The organism is Polaribacter sp. HA6-7, from assembly GCF_055693625.1.
Genome location: NZ_CM146338.1, coordinates 1,708,598 through 1,733,336, shown reverse-complemented (window position 1 = coordinate 1,733,336; position 24,739 = coordinate 1,708,598). Strand labels below are relative to the sequence as shown.

Sequence of the window (24,739 nt, the reverse complement as noted above, 5' to 3'; positions counted from 1 at the left end):
TAAAATGATTAAAAAATTTTCTTTACTTATTACAGTAATACTTACAATGAGTGCTTGTTCTTCATCAGAAGGTGGTGAACAAGTAATTACAGATAGTTTTGATAGAGGAGCGATGTTGGTAAATATTGCTGATAATATAATTATTCCTGCTTATGAAGATTTTAACGCCAAAATGAATTCTCTTAAGTCTGCAGGTGATAGTTTTGTGGCAAACCCTAATCAAACAAATTTAGATAGTTTTAGATCTGCTTGGTTATCAGCTTATAAAACTTGGCAGTATGTAGAAATGTTTAATATTGGCAAAGCAGAAGAATTGCAGTATTCTTTTTACATGAATATTTACCCTTTAACAGTTAGTGATGTAGAAGAAAATATAGCGAATGGTAGTTACGATCTAAATAGTGTAAATAATCATGATGCTCAAGGTTTTCCGGCTTTAGATTATTTATTATATGGTGTAGATGATACTGATGCTAAAATATTAGAAAAATATACTACAGCTGCTAATAACGATAATTACAAGAAGTATATTACAGATGTTTTAAATCAAATGTCAACTCTAACAAACACAATTGTTTCAGATTTTAAAACGCAGAGAGATACATTTGTTGTAAGTACGCAAAATACTGCAACTAGTGTAGTTAATAAGTTAATAAATGATTATATTTTTTATTACGAAAAAGGTTTAAGAGCTAATAAATTCGGAATTCCTGCAGGTGTTTTTTCTAACACAACTTTGCCAAACAAAGTAGAAGGTTTTTATAAAAATGATGTTTCTAAAGAACTTTCTTTGGAGGCTTTAACGGCTGTTAAAAATTTATTTGAAGGTACATCTTACAATGGTAATTCAAATGGCTTAAGTTTTAAAAATTACTTAATTCAACTAGAAAGAGAAGATATTGCAAGCGCTATAACAACTCAATTGGAGGCAGCTACATCAGAAATTAATAAATTGGATAATAGCTTTACTGTTCAAGTAAATTCTGATAATACTGCAATGACAAAATCTTACGATGAGTTACAAAAAGTAGTCGTTTATTTTAAAGTTGATATGCTACAGGCTTTCAATATAAATGTAGATTATGTTGATGCAGATGGTGATTAATAAAATAATAATTAATTAAAAATGGATTCCTAATTTTCAGTTGAAACTCAATTGAAAATTAGGTTTTTTTATGTCAAAAAATAAAATTACATATAAATTTACCCAACAAACAAGTGCAGCTCCTTTAGCTGTATTTCGTTTGTTTTTTGGTGTAATGATGTTTGCGAGTATTATTAGATTCTCGGGCAAACGGTTGGATTGAAAAACTTTATTTACAACCTAAATTTCATTTTTCTTACTTCGGATTAGACTTTATAAAACCGATTGGTAATTACACATATATATTATTTATTATTTGTGCAATTTCTGCATTAATGGTTGCTGTAGGTTACAAGTATAGATTCGCTATTGTAACCTTTTTCTTATCATTTTTGTACATAGAATTAATGGACAAAACTACTTATTTAAATCATTATTATTTTATAACAATACTTAGTTTTTTATTAATTTTCTTACCAGCAAACGTCTATTTCTCTTTAGACAGTTTTCAAAAGAAAAAACAGTATTTAAAGGTTTCTACTTGGACAATAGATTGCATAAAAATTCTTTTATCAATAGTATATTTTTATGCAGGTTTGGCAAAAATAAATTCAGATTGGTTGTTTAGAGCAATGCCTTTAAAAATATGGTTGCCTTCTAAATACGATTTACCATTTATAGGAGGTAATTTGATGCAACAAAATTGGTTTCATTTTGCAATGAGTTGGTCTCGGATTAATCTATGATTTGGCAATTCCTTTTTTACTGTTATACAAAAGAACAAGATATATTGCATTTCTATTTGTAATCATTTTTCATGTTTTTACAAGAGTTCTTTTTCCTATTGGTATGTTTCCTTTTATAATGATTGTGTCTGCTTTAATATTTTTTGATGCACCTTTTCATCAAAAAATCATCAATTTTATAAATAATTATTTGCCAAAAAACAATATTCAATCCTTTGATAAATATAGCTTTAGTAAAACAAAATTAGTACTTATAAAGCCAGTTTTAATTGTGTTTTTTGTTTTGCAAATTTTAATTCCGTGGAGATATTTATTGTACCCAGGAGAATTATTTTGGACCGAAGAAGGCTACAGATACTCGTGGCGAGTTATGTTAATGGAAAAAGCTGGTAATACTACATTTAGAATAAAAGATTTAAACACAGGAAATTACTTTCGTGTAGAAAACTCAGATTTTTTAACTTCATTTCAAGAAAAACAAATGAGTTATCAACCAGATTTTATTTTAGAATATGCTCATTTTCTTGGAAATCATTTTACAAAGCAAGGTTATAAAAATATTGGAGTTTTTGCAGATAGTTATGTTGCATTAAATGGCAGATTAAGCACTAAGTTTGTAGATGAATCCGTAAATTTGTACCGCAAAGATTTAGCAACATTTAAACCTATCGATTGGATACTTCCTTTTCAATCAAATATAAAAATTAAAGGTATTTAAGTAATGAACAATAAAATACTTATTATAAGTTTACTGTTTTTTCAAACAATCATATTTGGTCAGAATAAAGTAAATGGTTCTGTAAATACAGCAACAAATAAACCTCTTAAAAATGTGCAAGTCTATAACGAAATGGGCGGTTTGTTAGCAGAAACAAATGCTTTAGGTGAGTTTAAATTTATTACAGAAAAAACAAAACTGCCATTAATTTTTTATGCAGAAGGATATAAAATTAAAAATGTTTTTGTAGAATTAAATAAATTTCAAAATTTAAAAATCGTTTTAAATATTTTTTCAGAAGATTTATCAGAAATTCAAATTAAAGCAAGAAAAGAAAGAGTTTTCGAATTAAAACGATTAAAAGATGTAGAAGGAACTTCTATTTTTGCCGGTAAAAAGACAGAAGTTATTCTTGTAAACCAATCTACTGCAAATGTGGCAACAAATAATGCTCGTCAAATTTTTAATCAAATTGCAGGTTTAAATATTTATCAAAATGACGACGCAGGTTTGCAATTAAATATTGGCGGTAGAGGATTAGATCCTAACAGAACTGCAAATTTTAATACTAGACAAAACGGCTATGATATTAGTGCAGATGTTTTAGGCTACCCGAAAGCTATTATACACCTGCAGCAGAGAGTTTAGCAGAAATACAAGTTATTAGGGGTGCTGCTTCTTTACAATACGGAACCCAATTTGGTGGTTTGGTTAATTTTGTCACTAAAAAGCCAACTATAAACCAAGAAATTATTTTTAGAAATACTATAGGTAGTAATGGTTTGTTTACAAATTTTACAAGTTTAAGTGATACGCAAGGTAAATGGAGTTATTACACATTTATAAATTACAAAAAAGGAGACGGATTTAGACCAAATTCTAATTTCGAATCTAAAAATGCGTTTTTACATTTAGGATATCAATTTAATTTAAAAAGTAAACTTTCTTTAGAAATAACTGTTTTAGATTATTTGGCGCAACAAGCAGGTGGTTTAACAGATGCTATGTTTAACGAAGATCCTTATCAAAGTAATAGAGCCCGTAATTGGTTTCAGGTACAATGGTTACTTTATAATTTAAAATGGGAACATTTATTTTCTGACAACACTAATTTTTCTTTTAATTTCTTCGGATTAGATGCCTCTCGAGACGCCATTGGTTTTAGAACAAATCGAGTAAACCAAGTAGATCCTGGTTCTGAAAGAGATTTAATTAAGGGAACTTTTAAGAACTTTGGTTTTGAAACTAGATTATTAAGTAAATACTCTTTGTTTGATAAAAAGGCAACTTTTTTAATTGGCTCAAAATTTTACAAAGCCAATAATACGAATATGCAAGGTCCTGGTTCTAATAATTCGGATGCAGATTTTGAATATTATAATAACGAATATCCAAATTATCCGCGTCAATCTGATAGTAAATTTCCGAATTTAAACGTTTCATTATTCGGAGAAAATATTGTGTATTTAAATGATAAATGGTCTGTTACACCAGGTGTTAGATTCGAATACATCAATACAAAAAGAGACGAAATCATAAAAGACATTGTAACCGATGCCGCTGGTAATGTAATTAACGACAATCTTAGAGAAGAAAAAGAAACAAATGAAAGGACTTTTCTTTTGTTAGGTGTTGGTACGAGTTATAAAAAATCGAAAGCATTAGAATTTTATGGAAATATTTCTCAAAACTATAGATCTGTAACTTTTTCTGATATCAGTACAGCAAATCCTGCTTTTGAAATATCGCCAGATATTACAGATGAAAAAGGTTTTACTATTGACGCAGGTTTTAGAGGTAATTTTAAAAACTATTTTTCTTACGATGCCAATATTTTCGGACTTTTTTACAATGATAGAATAAATATTTATACAAGAGATGATGGTAAAGCTGAACGAGATAATATTGGTGATGCTAGAATTTTAGGAATCGAAAGTTTGGTAGATTTTAATTTAAAAAAGTTGTTTCAAATGAATTCTAACTTTGTTTTTAATTACTTTATAAATTCATCATTTATTACATCAGAATATACAAAATCAGAAAAAAATGGTGTAGTTGGTAATGAAGTCGAATTTATACCAAATGTTAATATTAAAACAGGATTTAAATTTGGATATAATAATTTTATAGCAAGTTTGCAATATTCATATTTATCTAGACAATTTTCTGATGCAACAAATGCGTCTCGGCGGAAGTATAAGTGGTGTAACCGGAGAAATACCAGCATATAGTATTTTAGATTTTTCTACTTCTTATAAATACAAGTTTGCAAAATTAGAAGCTGGGGTAAATAATTTATTAGATAATGCTTATTTTACAAGAAGAGCAACAGGTTATCCTGGGCCTGGTATTATAACATCAGCGCCAAGAAATTATTACGTAGGTTTAGAATTAAAATTCTAAGCTTTAATATAGGTTTAAAGTCAATAAATAATTGTAAATTTGCTCGCAATTATATCTTAATTGCAACATGACAGCACACAACAACAAAATTTTAGGAGAAGGTTTAACGTATGATGACGTTTTATTAGTTCCAGCTTTTTCAGAAGTCCTTCCAAGAGAAGTAAGTATTCAAACAAAATTCACTAAAAATATTACTATAAATGTACCAATAGCTTCTGCAGCTATGGATACTGTAACAGAATCTGCCTTAGCAATTGCTATTGCCGGAGAAGGTGGTATTGGTGTTTTACATAAAAACATGACTATCGAGCAGCAAGCGCAAGAAGTTAGAAGAGTAAAAAGAGCAGAATCTGGTATGATTTTAGATCCTGTAACTTTACCTTTAACAGCTACTGTTTTAGATGCAAAAGCTCATATGAAAGAGCATAGCATTGGTGGTATTCCTATTGTAGATGATAACGGAATTTTAAAAGGTATTGTTACCAACAGAGATTTACGTTTCGAGCACAATGCAACAAGACCAATTATTGAAGTAATGACAAGAGAAAACTTGGTTACTGCAGATGTTGGTACTTCTTTAAACGATGCAGAAAAAATATTACAAAATTATAAAATTGAAAAACTTTTAATTGTTGATGAAAATTACAAATTAAAAGGATTAATTACTTTTAGAGATATTACTAAGGTTACGCAAAAACCAATTGCAAATAAAGACTCTTATGGTAGATTAAGAGTTGCTGCAGCTTTAGGTGTTACAAGTGATGCTGTAGATAGAGCAGAAGCATTAGTGAATGCTGGCGTAGATGCAGTTATTATTGATACTGCCCATGGACATACAAAAGGTGTTGTAACTGTTTTAAAACAGGTTAAAGATAAGTTTCCGAATTAGATGTAGTTGTGGGTAATATTGCAACGGGTGCAGCTGCAAAATATTTAGTAGAAGCAGGTGCAGATGCTGTAAAAGTTGGTATTGGCCCAGGTTCTATCTGTACAACGAGAGTTGTTGCTGGTGTTGGTTTCCTCAGTTTTCTGCAGTTTTAGAAGTTGCCGCAGCTATAAAAGGAAGCGGTGTACCAGTGATTGCAGATGGAGGAATTCGTTATACAGGAGACATTCCTAAGGCGATTGCTGCAGGAGCAGATTGTGTAATGTTAGGATCTTTATTAGCAGGTACAAAAGAATCTCCAGGAGAAACTATTATTTACGAAGGTAGAAAGTTTAAATCTTATAGAGGTATGGGATCTGTAGAAGCAATGAAACAAGGTTCTAAAGATAGATATTTTCAAGATGTAGAAGCAGATATTAAAAAGCTTGTGCCGAAGGAATTGTAGGTAGAGTTCCTTATAAAGGAGATTTAGATGAAAGTATTCATCAATTTGTTGGTGGTTTAAGAGCTGGTATGGGTTATTGTGGTGCAAAAGATATCGAAACTCTTAAAGAAACTGGTCAGTTTGTAAGAATTACGGCAAGCGGAATTAACGAAAGTCATCCTCATGATGTTGCAATTACAAAAGAATCTCCTAACTATAGTAGAAGATAATTTTTAAAAAGTATATATTAAAAGCTCAAGACTTTACATCTTGAGCTTTTTTCTTTTAGATTACTCTGCATATGCTCCGGAAGAATAAGTTAATTCGTAACTATGTGTGTAAATTTCAAACACAATTCCGAAAGGATCTTCTACATAACACATTTTAAAAGGTTTGTCTTTTGGATAGTATTCTCTAATTGGCATTCGTTGTTTTCCTCCGTAAGAAATAATTTTTTCTATCAATTCTTCGATATTAGGATCTTGAACACAAAAATGAAATAATCCTGTATTAAATGGATTAAATTCTGGTGCTTCTTTAATACCGTCAGGAAAAGAAAATAATTCAACTCCAATTCCGTCTGAGGTTGCTAAATGTGCAATCTCAAAAGAGGTCCAATCGTTACCAAAAACATCGATACACATTTGCCCAATAGCTGTTTCTGTTTCTTTTTTTATTTCTGATGGCTGCATTATAACGTACCAACCCATAACTTCAGAATAAAATTCTACAGCTTTATTTATATCTCGGTACAGTAATACCAATATGAGAAAATGACTTCGGATAATTTTTTGTTTCTTTCATGTCGTTAATTTAAGTTGCAAAATTCGTTTATATTTGTCATATAGACAATAACTTACCTAAAAGTAGTATAGTTACTAAAAGTAGTAAAATGTTGATTTTTAGATTTTTAATTTTAAATTATGATTGAAAATAAATTGAAATGTCCGCTAAATTATACAATGAGTTTAATAGGTACTAAATGGAAACCGTTGGTGTTATTCCATTTATTAGATGGAGGATTAAGGTCCGGTGTTTTGCAAAAGCATATAGAAGGTATTTCTAATAAAATGTTTACGCAAACAGTAAGAGAATTAGAAAAAGACGAATTGATTACTCGAAAAATATATCCTGTTGTTCCTCCAAAGGTTGAATATGCTTTAACCGAAAAAGGAAAAACTTTAGAATATATTTTAAGAAGCTTAGACCGTTGGGGAACAGAAAATTATAAATAAAAAAAGCCTAAGAATCAGTTCTTAGGCTTTGTTTTTTTCGATTAGCTTTTTTTAAATACTATCTACAAATTTTTGAAAAACTTGTTTATGTAATTCTAAATTTAGGTTTGCAGATAAGGCAACACGTGCAATATAATCTTTGTCACCTTCTTTTGTGGTTCCTTGTGTAGAAGTTGCAGGAATCGTCCAATAACAACCTTTTAATTGTCCGTAACTAACACAATATTTGCTTTCATCCGGAATTTCCGTAATCATTAAATTTATCAACTTTAAATTCAATGCTCTCTTGTAAGCTTCTCTTTCTTCATCAGAATTACCTTTTGTTGGTAAATCTAAAGAAAACACAGACGGTGTAAAACCTTCTTTAGCCAATTCTTCTGAAACAAAATTAATTTTAGCTTCGGTAAAACTTCTTGAATAAAGTTTACAAATTCTCTAGTGTTTGTGTATGCATTAGCAATTCTTTGATTCATTGATGGTAATTGCTTTGCCAAAATTTCATATTGATGTGCTGTAGCTTCATTATCACATAATTCTAAATGAGTATGAATTTTATCAATAAGGTTTTCAGTTTTATCATTACCAACACAATAACCTGCTGTACATTTTCCTCCGCTAGGAAATTTAGAACCACTTGCGTAAGAAATTGTTCTTACAGTAGATAAGATTTTTCCTTCACCTAAAAACAATACATTTGGGCAAAAAGTTTGGTCTAATATAAATACAGGATCAACGGCAATAGAACCATTTTCTGTTTTTCTTTCTTTACTTAAAACTTCTTTTAAAGCTAATAATTCTGGTACTTCAACTCTAGGATTTGTAGGTATTTCTGCAATAATATAAGGTACAGCATCTTGTTTAGCAATCTTATTTAAAACAGTATGAATACTTTTAACCATATCATTATCACCATCTACCGGTAAATCTACAACTTCTACAAAATCTAAACATGCAGCTACACGTCTTGCTTGGTCATTTGTTCCACCATAACAATTTGGTGGTACTATAAATTTAATAGCTTTTCCTTTATGATTTTCTAGAGCATTGTCTACTAATCCCATCATTATGGCATATTGAATAGACAAACCGCTAGAACCAACAACAGGTTTTAAATTTGTACCTGTTATACTTTTAATTTCTTCTAAAACGGATGCTTTATCATTAAGATTTACTTTACTTTTTTCAGATATATTAACATTATCAGTTAAAATTTGTAAAGCATTTAAGGTGTTTGCAGGTGTCATTGCAACAGTTTCTCTTCTTCTTACATGCTGAATTTCGGAAATATATTCTTCATTCTCTGTTCCGTTAACAGCTAAAATACTTCCTAACTCTTGGTAAAGATTCAAATAAAAATCTATGTTTTTATGCATTGTTAATTCGCCAATTTCAGAATTTGAAGCAACCAAAATAGTGCTACCATCAAAAGGAGAAATAGAATTTAAATCTTCAATTTTTTGAGTTTCGAATGTGTAACCGTAAACTGTTTTTATCATTTCTGATGAAAAAGATTTAGGCAAACTATCTGTATATAAGATTCTTGTGTTTTTATGATCGATTAAATTCTTTCTTAAAACGGCAAGAATGGGTGCAGATTTAGATGAAAAACTGATAACATTCGAGGCGTCTAGGTTATTTAACTTTGCAATAGACCATTCTAAAACACAAGATAAAGGATGTCCTAATCTAATATAATCGTATGCCGTTGGCAAAAGATCTAAAGCAGATTGTTCTGAATTATTAGCTTCGTATAGTTTTTCGAAATGCTCTAAAAACTGAGTTTTAGCTAATTCTTCATTATAAATATCTAATCGATGCGTTGTTAAATTTAGCCAATTACTAGGCATATTATTTACTACGCTTTTAATATAATTTATGGTTTTATTGTCTTGCATAATCTTCACTTAAAAATAGGATTGCAATTTACGTTAAATTGCGTTATTTTTTAAAAATATTAAGACGATTTACGTCAATTAAACTTACCAATTATTTGCAGTTTTAATCATTTTATTAAAAAGAAGTTAATAAGTTGTTAAAGAATATCATTAAAATTAACGAATCCTTATATTTGTTAGATAACCAACTTTTAATTTATGAAAAAAATTATATTATTTTTCCTGTTTATTTCAATAACAGTTTCTGCTCAAAAAGTAGATTTATCTTATTATTTACCTAAAGATGTTTCTTATAATTCAGCAATACCTACGCCAGCATCAGTAATTGGTCATGAAGTAGGAGAGTGGCATATTACTCATGATAAATTATCAGAATACATGAAAGCTTTAGCGGCTTCTTCAGATAGAATTTCAATAGAGAAAAGAGGTAAAACTTACGAAGACAGACAATTGTATTTATTAACAATTACATCTCCTAAAAATCATCAAAATTTAGAAGAAATTAGAAAAAATCATATCGATGCTACAAACAATAGTAACGTAGATGTTAGCAATAATAAAATTGTGGTGTATCAAGGTTTTTCTATACATGGTAACGAAGCAAGTGGTTCTAATGCTGCATTAGCAGTTGCGTATTATTTGGCTGCGGCACAAGGAAGTGAAATAGACGATTTACTAGAAAATACGGTAATTTTATTTGACCCTTCTTTAAATCCTGACGGATTGCAACGTTTTGCATATTGGGCAAATACCAACAGAAGTAAAAATATAAATCCAGATCCAAACGACAGAGAATATTCAGAAATTTGGCCAAGAGGAAGAACAAATCATTATCAGTTTGATATGAATAGAGATTGGTTGCCTGTGCAATTGCCGGAAAGTAAAGCAAGAATAGCTACTTTTCATAAATGGTTGCCAAATGTTTTAACAGATCATCATGAAATGGGAAGTAATTCTAGTTTCTTTTTTCAACCAGGAGTTCCTTCTAGAACAAACCCGTTAACACCAAAATTAAATCAAGAATTAACGAAAGAAATAGGTTCTTATCATGCAAAAGCTTTAGATAAAATAGGTTCTTTATATTATTCTGAAGAAAGTTATGACGATTTTTATTATGGTAAAGGTTCTACTTTTCCGAGACATTAATGGTAGTATTGGTATTTTATTTGAACAAGGTAGTTCTAGAGGTCATGCTCAAGAAACAATAAACGGAGTGTTAACGTTTCCGTTTACTATTAGAAACCAATTTACTGCAGCATTATCTACTTTAGAAGCAAGTAGAAAAATGAGAGTTAAAATTTTAAAATATCAGCAAGATTTTTACAAAGAATCTAGAAATTCGGTAGTAATAAAGCGATTGTTTTTGGTGATGAAAAAGATGCTGCAAAAAGTTTTCATTTAGCAGAAGTTTTAAAGAATCAGAAAATAAAAATTCACGAAGTAAAATCTGATTTTACACAAAACGGAAAGAAGTTTAAAAAAGGTTACAGTTACGTTGTGCCAATGAATCAAAAAAATCAAAGATTGGTAAAAGCAATGTTTGATGTTAGAACTTCTTTTGCAGATAGTTTGTTTTATGATGTTTCTGCTTGGACATTTAATCATGCATTTGGTGTAGATTATGCAGAAAATATTTCTTTATCAAAAGCAGGAAAAGAAATAACAAATTTAAAGATGAAGCAAGGTGTTGTTTCTTCTAAAAGTGAATATGGATATTTAATGCCATGGAACGAATATTATGCACCAAAAGCGTTAAATGAAATTTTACAAAAAGGAATTCGTGCAAAAGTTTCTATGAAAAACTTTACAAACGGAAATACTTCTTATGATTACGGAACGGTATTTATTCCGGTTCAAAATCAAAGTTTAAATGCATCAGAATTATATGTGTTCTTACAAAATGTTGCTAAGAATAGTAATATTTCTATGGATGGTGTTGTAACAGGTTTAAACGAAGGAATAGACTTAGGAAGTAACAATTTTAGAAACATTAAAAAGCAAAAAGTTGCTATGTTGGTTGGCGACGGAATAACAGGAAATGATTCGGAGAAATTTGGCATTTATTAGATCAAAGATTCGATATTGCTTTAACGCGATTAGATATGAGAGGATTTAATAGAGTAGATATTTCTAAATACACTTCTATTATTATACCAAGTAGTTATAATTTAGGTAAAAGTGCAGAAGAAAAATTAAAAGTTTGGGTTAGAAACGGTGGTGTTTTAATTGGTTACAAAAACACGGCAAGATGGTTGGCTAGAAGTAAATTTATCAACTTAGAATTTGTAAATGCTGAAGTTGCACCTGCAGAAAATGTTACGTTTGAAAACCGTAGTTTAAAATCTGGTGCACAAGTAATTGGTGGTGCAATTTTTGAAGCGGATATAGATAGATCACATCCGGTTAACTTTGGTTATAAAAATGATAAAGTAGCTTTATTCAGAAATTCGACCATGTTTATTAAAGCCGATAAAAATAGCTATAACAACCCAATTCAATATACAAACAAACCGTTATTAAGTGGTTATATTTCGAAAGAGAATGCCAAAGTAATTGGTAAAACAATACCTTTTAAAACCCAAAGAATGGGTAGAGGAAAAGTAATTGTATTTACAGATAATACTAACTTTAGAGCATTTTGGTACGGTACTAATAAGTTATTAATGAATGCTATTTTCTTTGGAGATAAAATGTAAATTACATTTATAATAAAATAAAAAAGTGATAGAAAGTTTAATTATTATACTTTCTATCACTTTTTTTATGTAACAATTTTAATTGGTAATCGTCTTAATTATAGAACCAACAAAATTGTATTATGAGTTTTTTTAGAGTATTATTTGCTATTATTTTTCCGCCATTATCTGTAATTGATAAAGGTTGTGGATCTTTCTTTATCATTTTTTTATTAACGCTTTGCGGCTGGATTCCGGGAATTATAGGAGCTTTAGTAATTTTAAATAACCCAAACAAATAAATACTTAATTAAGAAATTTGCTCTCCGTTTTTAATTTCTTTAGAAGGTTTTAGAAGCACAACATTTCCTTCTACATTATATACACCAATAACTAAAACTTCGCTCATAAAATTAGCAATCTGTCTTGGTTTAAAATTTACAATTGCAGAAATTTGTTTATTTAAAAGTTCTTCCTTAGTATATAAATCAGTTATTTGAGCGCTAGATTTTTTTATACCCAAAGCACCAAAATCTATTTTAAGTTGATATGCAGGTTTTTTAGCTTTCGGAAAATCGTTAACTTCTATAATTGTACCTATTCTTATATCAACTTTTAAAAAATCTTCAAAAGTTATTTCTTTGTTCTCCATTTTTTTATTTTTTACCTATTTTTTGAATTACCCATAACGGTCCAATTAATAAAAATTGTAAATCTTTGGCAAAAGAAGGTTTTTTACCTTCAACTTTATGTCCCCAAAACTGTCCAATCCAAGCTAATACAAATATGGTTATTGATGCATATAATAGATTAAAATTATTTCCTAACCAATAATTTCCAATAACCGATAATAAAATTACAAATAGCATTTCTACAAAATACCAAAATCCTAATTGTAAATAAAAAAGAGAAATAACCAAACCAATTACAACTGCCCAATTTTCGATTAAAGGATTATAAAGGCCAATTGTATTTTCTAAAAAAGTTGTTGGTATACTCATTAATAAACCAATAACACTAAAAAATATTAAAGGCACACAAATATAATGTACCATTTGATTTGTTTCATTTTGATGACTTACAGCGTATTCATCAAACCATTGTTGTGCATTTTTCATTGTTTTTCTATAAAATTAGAACTCGTAATATAGTTATTTTTATAGAAATGAAATATTACATTTTTTTATTGCCAACCTTCTCTTAACATTAATTGTTCTATATGCTCATAATGATGCAAACAATGCCACGCGTAAATACCTATATTTTCTTGTAGCGTTATTACGTCTTTACTAGCTGGATGCGTAAATTTTCTTAATAATTCTTTTTTAGATAAACCTTTTAATAAATAAACCCATTTTGCATGTAAAGCTTTTAGGGCGTCCAAAGAGAGAGAAACTGGAGCAGATTTAGTATCGTGTAATTCTGCCCAACGTTCTTCAAAATAAGCTTTAATTTCTGGATTTTCTTCTGTTAAAGCCCATTTAAAACGTATGTAAGAATTATGATGACTATCATAACAATGATGTATTACTTGTCTAACTGTCCAGCCATCTTTTCTGTATGGAGTATCAAGTTGATTTTCGGATAAATCTTTGGTTAAAAATTCTAATTCATGCGGAAATCTTTCTAGAACAGAAATCCATTCTTCTAAATCTTTATCAGTAATAGAAGTTGGTAATTTTGTTTTCCCTATCGGATATTTTAATTTTTCTAAATCCATTTACTATTTCGTAATTTTTTTAAGCTTCTTAAAGCACCTTTATTTTCAGAATTAATTGATAGTGCTTTTTTATAGTTTACAATTGCGTTTGTAGTATCTTTATTAGATAAATACGCTTCTGCCAAACTATCAAATGTATTAGAGCTATTGCTGTGTAAAACGGTATTAATTTTAAAAATCTCTATCGCTTTTTCAAATTCCTTTTCTCTAAGGTAGCTATAGCCAATGCCGTTTATTTCATACTCTCTAATAACAGGATTTAAAGAATCTTGTTTTTTAATTTTTAAGTAACCTTCTAGTGCTTTTTTGTATTCTTTGTTCGCAAAGTATTCATGCGGAGTTTTTTCATTTGCAGCCATTTTTTTAAAATGATACTTTACACCTTTATGTTCAGTTTTTTCTGCTAATTTAATTTGAATAGTAGGTTCTGTTATAAAAATCATTTTTTCATTCATCTCTTTCATATAGAAAGATTTTTCACTAACCTTTAAAGGTTTAATATCATCTCTACCTCTCCATTTTACATAAAGTTCTTGTTCTTTAAAGTAAACTTCTAAAACTTCGTTGGCATTAAAAAGATAACGACCTTCTGCTTTATTTACAAATTCTTCAGAGTTTTTAGAAGAAGAGCAGCTGATACATAAACTAAGTAAGAATAAAATTAATATAGATTTTTTCATGGTTAAATTGGTTAATTTTAGAGATAAGACGATTCAAAGAAGGATATTGTTACAACAATAATCAGTTTTCTTAAAATTCACATATCCAATATAGTAAAATAGCTTTAAAAGATAATTTTAAGGTAAATGTAGTTAATTTATTGATTTTTAAAGGTGTAAAAAATGATTCCGTTTGTTTATATTTCACTTCGGATTTATTTTATATAATTATAATTGATAGAAACTTTCAAATATTAGACATCGTATTTTAATTTGATTTAAATAACTGAATTTTAATTAGTTAAAAAAGACTTTAACATTTGGGTATAATGCTTTTATTTTATTTTAAAGGTTTTAATTTAAGGAATACTATATTTTTGAGAGTAGATTATAGTTTGAATATAACAAAGAAAAAAATGGCAAAAACATTATTTGACAAAGTATGGGATTCACATGTGGTACGTAGCGTAAAAGACGGACCGAGATGTTTTTTATAGATCGTCATTTTATCCATGAAGTTACAAGTCCTGTAGCTTTCTTAGGATTAGAAAGTAGAGGAAACAGTGTAGTTTATCCAGAGAGAACTTTTGCAACTGCAGATCATAACACACCAACAATAAATCAACATTTACCAGTTGCAGATCCTTTATCTGCAAATCAATTAAATGCTTTAGAAAAAAATGCTGCAAAGTATGGTATTTCTCACTGGGGTTTAGGTGATGTAAATAACGGAATTGTGCATGTTGTTGGTCCAGAAAACGGAATTACTTTGCCTGGAGCAACTATTGTTTGTGGAGATTCGCATACATCTACGCATGGTGCTTTTGGTGCAATTGCTTTTGGTATTGGTACTTCTGAAGTAGAAATGGTATTATCTACACAATGTATTATGCAACCAAAACCTAAAAAAATGCGTATTAACGTAAATGGTAAGTTAGGTTTGGGTGTTACGCCAAAAGATGTTGCCTTATATATTATATCAAAACAAACTACTTCGGTGCTACCGGTTATTTTGTAGAATATGCTGGTGATGTTTTTGAAGATATGACTATGGAAGGTCGAATGACTGTGTGTAACTTATCTATTGAAATGGGTGCACGTGGTGGTATGATTGCTCCGGACCAAAAGACGTTCGATTATATCAAAGGACGTTCTCAAACTCCAAAAGGAGCAGATTGGGACAAAGCAATGAAATATTGGGAAACTTTATATACAGAAGAAGGAGCAGAGTTTGATGTTGAATTTAATTATGAAGCATCTGATATTGAACCAATGATTACTTATGGTACAAACCCAGGTATGGGAATGGGAGTTACAAAATCGATACCAAACGCAGAAAATGTAGAAGGTGGCGTAGAAACATATAAAAAATCTTTAGGGTACATGTCTTTTAATGAAGGCGATGCAATGATAGGTAAAGAAATAGATTTTGTTTTCTTAGGATCTTGTACAAACGGTCGAATAGAAGATTTTAGAGCATTCTGTTCTATTGTAGAAGGAAGAAAAAAGCAGAGAATGTTACTGCTTGGTTAGTACCAGGTTCACATAAAGTTGTAGATCAAATTAAAGAAGAAGGTTTAGATAAAATTATAGATGATGCCGGTTTTGTTTTAAGAGAACCTGGTTGTTCTGCTTGTTTGGCGATGAATGATGATAAAATTCCTTCAGGAAAATTATCAGTTTCAACATCAAACAGAAACTTCGAAGGTAGACAAGGACCTGGATCTAGAACTTTATTAGCATCACCATTAGTTGCAGCAGCATCTGCAGTAGAAGGTGTTGTAACAGATCCAAGAACATTATTAACAGCATAATAGCTATAGCTTTTGGCTGTTAGCCATTAGCTTAAAATTATTAATTATTGCCAATAGCTAACTGCTAAAGGCTAAAAGTATAAAAACAATGGCTTACGATAAATTTAATGTACTAACAAGTACAGCTTATCCATTACCAACAGAAAATGTAGATACAGATCAAATAATTCCTGCTCGTTTTTTAAAAGCTACAGAGCGTAAAGATTTTGATATCAATTTTTTTCGTGATTGGAGATTTAATCAAGACGGAACACCAAAAGCAGATTTTCCTCTAAATAAAGAAATTTATGCAGGTTCTAAAATTCTTGTTGGAGGTAGAAATTTTGGTTCGGGTTCTTCTAGAGAGCATGCGGCTTGGTCTGTGTATGATTTTGGTTTACGTTGTGTAATTTCATCAGCATTTGCAGATATTTTTAAAAACAACTGTTTAAATGTTGGGGTCTTACCTGTACAGGTTTCAACAGAATTTGCAGATACTTTATTTACTGCGATTATGGCAGATCCTAAAACTGAAATAAAAGTAGATTTACCAAGTCAAACTGTTACTTTGGTAGCAACTGGTGAATCTGAATCTTTTGAAATTAATGCTTACAAAAAAGATAACATGTTAAACGGTTTCGATGATATAGATTATTTAAAAAACATCGAAAACGAAATTTCTACATTTGCAGAAACTAGACCATTTTAAGAATAACTTTTAAAGGTTAAAAATACTATGGTTAGTAGAAAGATAGAAATAATGGATACGACACTTCGTGATGGAGAACAAACATCAGGAGTGTCGTTTTCGGTTTCAGAAAAATTAACAATTGCTAAATTATTACTTGAAGAATTAAAGGTAGATCGTTTAGAAATTGCATCTGCAAGAGTTTCTGAAGGTGAATTACAAGCAGTAAAGAAAATTACTTCTTGGGCAAAAGAACATCATTTTTTAGAAAACATCGAAGTGTTAACTTTTGTTGATGGTGGTAAATCTATCAATTGGATGTTAGAATCGGGTGCTAAAGTTCAGAATTTATTAACCAAAGGCTCTATAAATCATCTTACACATCAATTAAAAAAACACCGAACAACATTTTAAAGATATTGCATCTACAATAGAATTAGCAGCTAAAAAAGGTATTAAAACCAATGTTTATCTAGAAGATTGGTCTAACGGAATGCGTAATTCTAAAGAATATGTTTTAGCTTATTTAGATTTTTTAACAAATCAAAAGATAGAACGTGTTTTATTGCCGGATACTTTAGGAGTTTTAACTCCCGATGAAACTTACAAATATGTTACAGCTTTAAGGGAAAGATATCCGAAGTTGCACTTTGATTTTCATGGACATAATGATTACGATTTAGGCGTTGCTAATGTTATGGAGGCTGTTAAAGCTGGTGTAAATGGTTTACACTTAACAATTAACGGAATGGGTGAGCGTGCAGGAAATGCACCAATGGCAAGCGTTATTGCAGTTATTAGTGATTTTTTAGATAATTGTGAAGTTAATGTTAATGAAAAAGCGTTAAATAAAGTTAGTAAACTAGTAGAAACTTTTTCAGGATTTAGAATTCCTGTAAATAAGCCTGTGGTTGGTGCCAATGTTTTTACGCAAACTGCAGGAATTCATGCAGACGGTGATAATAAAAACAATCTTTATTTTAATGATTTAATGCCAGAGCGTTTTGGTAGAAAACGTAAATATGCTTTAGGTAAAACATCTGGTAAGGCAAATATTCAAAAGAATTTACAAGATTTAGGACTTAGTTTAAATGATGAAGAGTTAAAAAAAGTAACGCAAAGAATTATAGAATTAGGAGATAAAAAAGAAATTGTTTCTCAAGAAGATTTACCATATATAATTTCTGATGTTTTAGATAGTGACACTATAGAAAAACGTGTAGTTGTCGAAAATTACGTTTTAGGACATGCAAAAGGAATGAAACCTTCTACAACATTGCAATTGAAAGTTGAAGGGATTTTATATGAAGCACATGCGCAAGGAGACGGACAGTTTGATGCTTTTATGAATGCATTAAAAAAATTATATAAAATACATAGTAAAAAAGAATTACCAAAGTTAATAGATTATGCTGTTAGAATTCCTCCAGGAAGTCATTCTGATGCATTGTGTGAAACTATTATAACTTGGCAAAGAGAAGAAAAAGAGTTTATAACACATGGTTTAGATTCAGATCAAACAGTATCTGCAATTAAAGCCACAGAAAAAATGTTAAATATTATATAATAGCTTTTTGCTTTTAGCAATTAGCATATAGCCAAGAGCCAAGAGCCAAAATAGAAAATAGAAAATAGAAAATAGAAAATGAAATTAAATATAGCCTTATTAGCAGGAGACGGAATTGGACCGAAGTAATTGATCAAGCAGTAAAAGTATCTGATGCAGTTGCAAAAAAATTTAATCATGAGATAAATTGGAGACCAGCTTTAACTGGTGCTGCAGCCATAGATGCTGTCGGAGAACCTTATCCAGATGAAACGCATGAAATTTGTGCTTCTTCAGATGCTGTATTATTCGGCGCTATTGGTCATCCAAGATTTGATAACGATCCATCAGCAAAAGTTCGACCGGAACAAGGTTTATTAAAAATGCGTAAAAAATTAGGTCTGTTTGCTAATGTTAGACCAACATTTACATTTCCTTCTTTATTAGATAAATCTCCTTTAAAAGAGAAAGAATTGAAGGTACAGATTTGGTGTTTTTACGTGAACTAACAGGTGGTATTTATTTTGGCGAAAAGGGTAGAAGAGATGAAGGTGAAACAGCTTTTGATAATTGTGTTTATACTAGAGCAGAAGTACAACGATTGGCAAAAAAAGGTTTTGAATTAGCAATGACTCGTGGTAAAAAACTTTGCTGCGTAGATAAAGCAAATGTTTTAGAAACTTCTAGATTGTGGAGAGAAACTGTACAAGCCATGGAGAAAGAATATCAAGAAGTTGAAGTTTCTTATGAATTTGTAGATGCCGTTGCAATGCGTTTGGTACAATGGCCAAATAGCTATGATGTTTTAATTACAGAAAATTTATTTGGTGATATTTTAACTGATGAAGCTTCTGTTATATCTGGTTCTATGGGGTTAATGCCAAGTGCTTCTTTAGGTTCTAATATTGGTTTATTTGAGCCAATTCACGGTTCGTATCCACAAGCAACAGGTTTAAATATTGCAAACCCAATGGCGACAGTTTTATCTGCAGCAATGATGTTCGAAAACTTTGGTTTACAAGAAGAAGGTAAAGCAATTAGAGATGCCGTAAATAGTGCTTTAAATAAGGGTATAGTTACCGAAGATTTAGCAGATGGAGGTAAAGCTTTCGGAACAAGTGAAGTAGGAGATTGGTTGTCTAAAAACATATAAAAAAATTAGAGTTTTAAAAAAAGCGTATTCTTTTGAATACGCTTTTTTTAATTTATCTATATTCAGGTTTTCAAAACTCCAACGTTCACCATCATCCCAATCTTCTCTAGAATTACCATAACTTGGATATCCCTTATTACTTTTTAATAATGATGCTAGATGTAATAAATTATAAGTCATAAAGGTGGTATTTCTATTTGTGAAATCACTTGTATAACCAACAGGATTTTCTAATTTTTTATTTTTCCATTCTGTATCGCCATAACTTGGTCCAGGACCAACTTCACCTATCCAGCCAGCATCCGCTTGCGGTGGAATAGAATAGCCTACATGTTGTAAAGAATATAAAATACCCATAGCACAATGTTTAACTCCATCTTCATTTCCTGTTATTATACAACCACCAACTTTACCATAAAACAAATACTGACCTTTATCATTTGTTTTACCACTCATAGCATACAATCTTTCTATTAATTTTTGAGCTTCAGAAGATTTTTCTCCTAGCCAAATTGGCGTGCCTACAATTAATATATCAGCTTCAATTATTTTATTAAATAATATAGGCCAATCATCTTTACTCCATCCATACTCAGTCATATCAGGATAAACACCGCTAGCTACTTCATAATCGATAAATCTAATTTCTTCAAAATCTACTTTTTCTTTTTTTAAAATGTCTTTAGAAACTTGCATTAATAAAGAGGTGTGGCTTTTGGCAGGAGATTTCTTTAAAGTACAATTAACATATATAACTTTTAAATTACTAAAGTCAGGTTTTTTCACAATAGAAGTATTTATTAGATTAATTAAATAAATTATTTCTAATATAAAGAAAATTAAATAGTTATGATTTTAAATTAACTTTTTTAACAAAAACAAAAAAGCCTCAATACAAAATATGTATTGAGGCTTTTTATTATTTTAAGTATGTAATTACTTAACGTCCATTAATTCTACATCAAAGATAAGTGTAGCGTTTGGAGGAATTACTCCACCAGCACCTGCAGCACCGTAAGCTAAATTAGATGGAATTACAAAACGAGCTTTGTCGCCAACTTGTAATAACTGAATTCCTTCATCCCAACCAGCAATAACTTGACCAACACCAACATTAAAATCGATTGGTTGTTTTCTCTTATAAGAAGAATCAAAAACAGTTCCGTCTAATAATTGTCCTTTATAATGTACAGAAACTCCAGCTCCTTTTGTTGCCTTTTTTCCTTCACCTTTTTGTAAAATTTGGTAACGTAAACCACTTTTAGTTTCATCATAACCAGCAGCAACACTGTCTAAAAGCTCTTTTTGTTTTGCTTTTTCTTCTGCTTCTCTTTTTTCTCTTGCACCCTCAAAAGTTCTAAAAGCTTCTACAGCATTAAAAGCTTCAGCTTCTGCACCAACTCTAATAATTTCTAAAGAAGTTAATTCATCTCCTTGCGCAACAGCATCTACAACATCTTGCCCTTCTATTACAGAACCAAATACAGTGTGTTTACCATCTAACCAAGGTGTTGGTACATGAGTGATGTAAAATTGAGAACCATTGGTTGCAGGTCCAGAATTTGCCATAGCTAATTTTCCTGGTGCATCATGTTTTAAATCCGGGTGAAATTCATCATCAAATTTATAACCAGGGTTACCTGTTCCTGTTCCTAAAGGACAACCACCTTGAATCATAAAATCAGGAATAACTCTATGAAATTTTAAACCATTATAATAAGGTGTACCTTGCTCTTTTACTTCATTCTCTAAATTTCCTTCTGCCAAAGCAACAAAATTACCTACAGTACCAGGAGTTTTTTCGTGTTCTAATTGTACTAAAATTTCACCTTTTGATGTAGTGAATTTTGCATAGATTCCGTTATTCATTTCTTATTATTTAATTATTTTACTTTATTATTATTTACAGTTTAAACTGTATTTATTTTTTTGAATTTAAGATTGATAATCCGTAGGAAATACCAACATTTATGTTTGTAGAATTCACATTACCAAATGGAGACCACATTTGACCGCCGGATACCTGAAATGAAAAGTCTTTTGAAGCATGATAATTAAGACCGATAGTTGGTCTAATTAAAACACCTTCACCAGAATCTACACCACCTCCTCCTGCAACACCACCAGCTGCTTCTAAGAATAGTGAAAAATTATTATTTAAAAATTTATTAGATTTTATACCAAGGCCAAAAATTCCGTGAGCATAACCACCAGCACCTCCTAAATAAGCAAATGAAGCTTCACCAGCCACATAAAAACGTTTGTTGATATCATAATTAATTTTTACAGCTAGTAACTGTAAATCATTATCTTGTCTATCAAGAATTGCAACATTATAATAGGTCTGATTTTGAAATCCTATTTGAATACCTTGAGTTTTTATAGATTTAATTTTTTGTGAAGAATAAGGATCTTTAATACCACCACTTAATCCGTAATATTTTAAACTAAAACCAGCTGTATAAGCTTCAAAAGTTCCGCCAACAGATCTATGATAACCACCGTGAAGACTTACGCCAATCTTTTTAGAGATTTTAAAATCTGCACCCACACTTGGATACATTGTTAAACCACCTTCCGGAAAAACTCTACCACCTGCAGCTCCAATACCAACTTTGGCAAATAAGTTTACATATTTTGTTTGCACAAAATTTTTACCTAATCCTATAAAAACATCCATAAAACCAGCTCTTAAACCACCATACATAGCATCTAGATGCGCATATACAAAAGAACTTTCTGTTAAATAACGTTGATATTCGAAACCTATTAGACTTAATGTTTGTGTAATAGGAGTAGTGTTGTTAAAGTTTCCGAAACCATCATTTCTAGTTGATCCAACAGGAAATAAGTAATCAAATGTAATTTGTTGTACACTTTTTGCAGCCGGTTTCTGCCAAAAAGAATCGCTAAAAGTATTTTCTACTTCAAATCTTTCTTGCGCATCTTTGTAAGAAGCAGCTCTTACTGTTGTAGGAATTTCTACAAAAAAAGAAATATTATCTCCTTTTTGAATACCTGTAAAGAAGTTTACATGACCATACTGTAAACCAAAAGCAAACTTATCTGTTTTGTATTGCAAGCCAATATTTGGGTAAATAATTCCGCCACCGTTTACTAAACTTCTAAATCCGCCACCACCACCAAAGTGAATATTTGCATCAAAATATAAATTTTTATAAATTTTCTTATTAACCCCAAGATTTACACCCAAAGTAAATAATCCGCCTTGATCGCCATAAACGGCACCATGAAAACCTGCACCAGTGTATAGCCAATCGTTTAGAGGAATATTATAGTTTAAGCCGAATAAACCCATTGTTGGGTCTAATTTATATGTAGTACCGTCACCATAATTATATGTAATATCTGGTTGGTCTATTAATATATAATTTAAACGAATACTGTTTTTTAACTCTTTCCCTTTTAAATCATTGATACTATAATTTTGCGAATAGGTTTTAAAAGCGAATAATAAGATTATCAGTAATACAATTTTCTTCATAAACTAATTTTTTGAATTCACTTGTAAAATGTAATTTAACTGTTGGGTATTTACTCTGTGTCATTTGAATTGTGAATTCAGAATCTGCTAAAAATACCAATTGACCTTGCTTGTCTTTTGCTAAATAACGCTGTTTAACTCTTTTGAATTCTTTAAATTCATCATTCTTAGGGTTTTCTCGGTTCAACCCAACATGCTTTATGAACTTGTAAATTCTCATAGGTACATTTTGCACCATATTCGTGTTCTAATCTGTATTGAATAACTTCGTATTGTAATGCACCTACAGTACCAATTACCCTACGACCATTCATGTCTAATGTAAATAACTGCGCAACACCTTCATCCATTAACTGATCTAAACCTTTGTATAATTGTTTAGATTTCATTGGGTCTGCGTTATTAACATAACGGAAATGTTCTGGAGAAAAACTAGGTATTCCTTTAAAGTTTAATTGTTCTCCTTCTGTTAATGTGTCTCCAATTTTAAAATTACCAGTATCGTGAATACCAACAATATCACCAGGAAAAGATTCTTCTACAATTTCTTTTCTTTCTGCAAAGAATGCATTCGGGCTAGAAAATTTTACTTTTTTACCATTTCTAACATGTAAATAAGGAGAGTTTCTTTTAAAAGTTCCTGATACAATTTTAATAAACGCAAGTCTATCTCTATGCTTAGGATCCATGTTTGCATGAATTTTAAAGACAAACCCAGTAAGTTTTGTTTCTTTAGAATCTACCAAACGTTCTTCTGCTTTTTTAGGTTGTGGTGCCGGTGCAATTTCTATAAAAGCATCTAATAATTCTTTTACACCAAAATTGTTTAAAGCAGATCCAAAAAATACAGGTTGTAAAGCACCATTTAGGTATTCATCTCTATCAAATTCGGATACACCTCGCTTATCAATTCTATTTCTTCACGCAAGGTTTCTGCTGCAGTTTCACCAACTATGTTATCTAGTTCTGGGTTTGATAAATCATCAAACTCAACACCTTCGGATATAGAAGTTTTATTGTCTCCGAAAAAAGATTAATTTTTTCTCCCAAATATTGTAAATCCCTTTAAAATCGTATCCCATACCAATAGGAAAACTCATAGGAGTTACTGTTAAACCTAATTTTTGTTCTACTTCATCTAATAAATCAAAAGCATCTTTTCCTTCTCTATCCAATTTATTGATAAAAACCAACATTGGTATGCTTCTCATTCTACAAACTTCAACTAATTTCTCGGTTTGTGGTTCTACACCTTTTGCAACATCAATTACAACAATAACACTATCTACCGCAGTTAAAGTTCTAAAAGTGTCTTCGGCAAAATCTTTATGCCCAGGCGTATCTAGTATGTTTATCTTTTTATCTTTATAAATAAAGGCAAGTACAGAGGTGGCTACAGAAATACCACGTTGGCGTTCAATCTCCATAAAATCTGAAGTTGCACCTTTTTTTATTTTATTGTTTTTAACAGCACCTGCTTCTTGTATTGCACCACCAAAAAGTAAAAGCTTTTCCGTTAATGTTGTTTTACCAGCATCTGGATGCGATATTATACCAAATGTTCTTCTACGTGCTATTTCTTCTAAAAAACTCATCTACAAAATTTGAG

13 protein-coding genes and 10 pseudogenes are annotated in these 24,739 nt (G+C 30.4%); 13 read left to right on the top strand and 10 right to left on the bottom strand.

Annotated features, from left to right (window positions below; genetic code table 11):
- Window positions 1-4: 4 nt before the first annotated feature.
- The 6 genes and pseudogenes from ACZ1HD_RS09650 (at window position 5) to guaB (ending at window position 6,491) form a co-directional block, all read left to right on the top strand.
- The gene (locus ACZ1HD_RS09650) at window positions 5-1,105 is read left to right on the top strand and encodes an imelysin family protein (protein WP_472687316.1); all 1,101 of its coding nucleotides are present in this window, start codon (window positions 5-7) and stop codon (window positions 1,103-1,105) included.
- 70 nt (window positions 1,106-1,175) lie between these two features.
- Window positions 1,176-2,548: pseudogene (locus tag ACZ1HD_RS09645) on the top strand (HTTM domain-containing protein).
- A 3-nt stretch (window positions 2,549-2,551) separates the two neighbouring features.
- A complete protein-coding gene (locus tag ACZ1HD_RS09640) occupies window positions 2,552-3,196 on the top strand; it encodes a hypothetical protein (RefSeq protein WP_472687315.1) in 645 nt (214 codons plus the stop codon).
- Between the two features lie 59 nt (window positions 3,197-3,255).
- Window positions 3,256-4,779 carry a TonB-dependent receptor family protein gene (locus ACZ1HD_RS09635; protein WP_472687314.1) on the top strand — a complete coding sequence of 508 codons (1,524 nt, stop codon included), beginning with the start codon at window positions 3,256-3,258 and terminating at the stop codon, window positions 4,777-4,779.
- Window positions 4,727-4,951, top strand: a complete 225-nt coding sequence (locus ACZ1HD_RS09630; protein ID WP_472687313.1) for a hypothetical protein — start codon at window positions 4,727-4,729, stop codon at window positions 4,949-4,951. The genes ACZ1HD_RS09635 and ACZ1HD_RS09630 overlap by 53 nt, the downstream gene beginning before the upstream one ends.
- A gap of 67 nt (window positions 4,952-5,018) precedes the next feature.
- Window positions 5,019-6,491, top strand: a pseudogene (guaB, locus tag ACZ1HD_RS09625) (IMP dehydrogenase).
- Between the two features lie 60 nt (window positions 6,492-6,551).
- Here the strand turns inward: guaB and ACZ1HD_RS09620 are convergent.
- Window positions 6,552-7,065: pseudogene (locus ACZ1HD_RS09620) on the bottom strand (lactoylglutathione lyase family protein).
- A 158-nt stretch (window positions 7,066-7,223) separates the two neighbouring features.
- On the opposite strand from ACZ1HD_RS09620, the gene ACZ1HD_RS09615 reads away from it, so the two are divergent.
- Window positions 7,224-7,496 (top strand): winged helix-turn-helix transcriptional regulator, encoded by a 273-nt coding sequence (locus tag ACZ1HD_RS09615; RefSeq protein WP_472687312.1) that lies wholly within the window; start codon window positions 7,224-7,226, stop codon window positions 7,494-7,496.
- A 51-nt stretch (window positions 7,497-7,547) separates the two neighbouring features.
- Here the strand turns inward: ACZ1HD_RS09615 and ACZ1HD_RS09610 are convergent.
- Window positions 7,548-9,391, bottom strand: a pseudogene (locus ACZ1HD_RS09610) (PLP-dependent aminotransferase family protein).
- Window positions 9,392-9,589: 198 nt separating this feature from the next.
- On the opposite strand from ACZ1HD_RS09610, the pseudogene ACZ1HD_RS09605 reads away from it, so the two are divergent.
- Window positions 9,590-12,087, top strand: a pseudogene (locus ACZ1HD_RS09605) (M14 family metallopeptidase).
- A gap of 122 nt (window positions 12,088-12,209) precedes the next feature.
- The gene (locus tag ACZ1HD_RS09600) at window positions 12,210-12,368 is read left to right on the top strand and encodes a YqaE/Pmp3 family membrane protein (protein ID WP_472687311.1); all 159 of its coding nucleotides are present in this window, start codon (window positions 12,210-12,212) and stop codon (window positions 12,366-12,368) included.
- Window positions 12,369-12,376: 8 nt separating this feature from the next.
- On the opposite strand, the gene ACZ1HD_RS09595 is transcribed toward ACZ1HD_RS09600, so the two are convergent.
- The 4 genes from ACZ1HD_RS09595 to ACZ1HD_RS09580 all read right to left on the bottom strand — a co-directional run bounded on the left by ACZ1HD_RS09595 (window position 12,377) and on the right by ACZ1HD_RS09580 (window position 14,466).
- Complete coding sequence (locus ACZ1HD_RS09595; RefSeq protein ID WP_472687310.1) at window positions 12,377-12,718, bottom strand: tRNA-binding protein; 342 nt, start codon at window positions 12,716-12,718, stop codon at window positions 12,377-12,379.
- A 4-nt stretch (window positions 12,719-12,722) separates the two neighbouring features.
- The gene (locus tag ACZ1HD_RS09590; protein WP_077809514.1) at window positions 12,723-13,184 is read right to left on the bottom strand and encodes an Mpo1 family 2-hydroxy fatty acid dioxygenase; all 462 of its coding nucleotides are present in this window, start codon (window positions 13,182-13,184) and stop codon (window positions 12,723-12,725) included.
- Between the two features lie 65 nt (window positions 13,185-13,249).
- Window positions 13,250-13,786 (bottom strand): YfiT family bacillithiol transferase, encoded by a 537-nt coding sequence (locus tag ACZ1HD_RS09585; protein ID WP_472687309.1) that lies wholly within the window; start codon window positions 13,784-13,786, stop codon window positions 13,250-13,252.
- Window positions 13,777-14,466 (bottom strand): tetratricopeptide repeat protein, encoded by a 690-nt coding sequence (locus ACZ1HD_RS09580; protein WP_472687308.1) that lies wholly within the window; start codon window positions 14,464-14,466, stop codon window positions 13,777-13,779. The genes ACZ1HD_RS09585 and ACZ1HD_RS09580 overlap by 10 nt, the downstream gene beginning before the upstream one ends.
- 395 nt (window positions 14,467-14,861) lie before the next feature.
- Between ACZ1HD_RS09580 and leuC the strand changes: the two are divergent.
- The 4 genes and pseudogenes from leuC (at window position 14,862) to leuB (ending at window position 19,625) form a co-directional block, all read left to right on the top strand.
- Window positions 14,862-16,259: pseudogene (gene leuC, locus ACZ1HD_RS09575) on the top strand (3-isopropylmalate dehydratase large subunit).
- Window positions 16,260-16,347: 88 nt separating this feature from the next.
- Entirely contained in the window at window positions 16,348-16,947 is a 600-nt protein-coding gene (gene leuD, locus ACZ1HD_RS09570) for a 3-isopropylmalate dehydratase small subunit (RefSeq protein ID WP_472687307.1), read from the top strand.
- 27 nt (window positions 16,948-16,974) lie between these two features.
- Window positions 16,975-18,493, top strand: a pseudogene (locus ACZ1HD_RS09565) (alpha-isopropylmalate synthase regulatory domain-containing protein).
- A 78-nt stretch (window positions 18,494-18,571) separates the two neighbouring features.
- Window positions 18,572-19,625, top strand: a pseudogene (leuB, locus tag ACZ1HD_RS09560) (3-isopropylmalate dehydrogenase).
- A 66-nt stretch (window positions 19,626-19,691) separates the two neighbouring features.
- Here leuB and ACZ1HD_RS09555 read toward each other — a convergent pair.
- From ACZ1HD_RS09555 to ACZ1HD_RS09540, 4 genes and pseudogenes are all read right to left on the bottom strand, one after another.
- A pseudogene (locus ACZ1HD_RS09555) lies at window positions 19,692-20,411 on the bottom strand (flavodoxin family protein); the annotation flags it as partial.
- 150 nt (window positions 20,412-20,561) lie between these two features.
- Window positions 20,562-21,494, bottom strand: a complete 933-nt coding sequence (locus tag ACZ1HD_RS09550; RefSeq protein ID WP_375240451.1) for a peptidylprolyl isomerase — start codon at window positions 21,492-21,494, stop codon at window positions 20,562-20,564.
- A 52-nt stretch (window positions 21,495-21,546) separates the two neighbouring features.
- Complete coding sequence (locus tag ACZ1HD_RS09545) at window positions 21,547-23,130, bottom strand: hypothetical protein (protein ID WP_472687306.1); 1,584 nt, start codon at window positions 23,128-23,130, stop codon at window positions 21,547-21,549.
- Window positions 23,087-24,725: pseudogene (locus tag ACZ1HD_RS09540) on the bottom strand (peptide chain release factor 3). Before ACZ1HD_RS09540 ends, ACZ1HD_RS09545 begins: the two are co-directional and overlap by 44 nt.
- Between the last annotated feature and the right edge of the window lie 14 nt (window positions 24,726-24,739).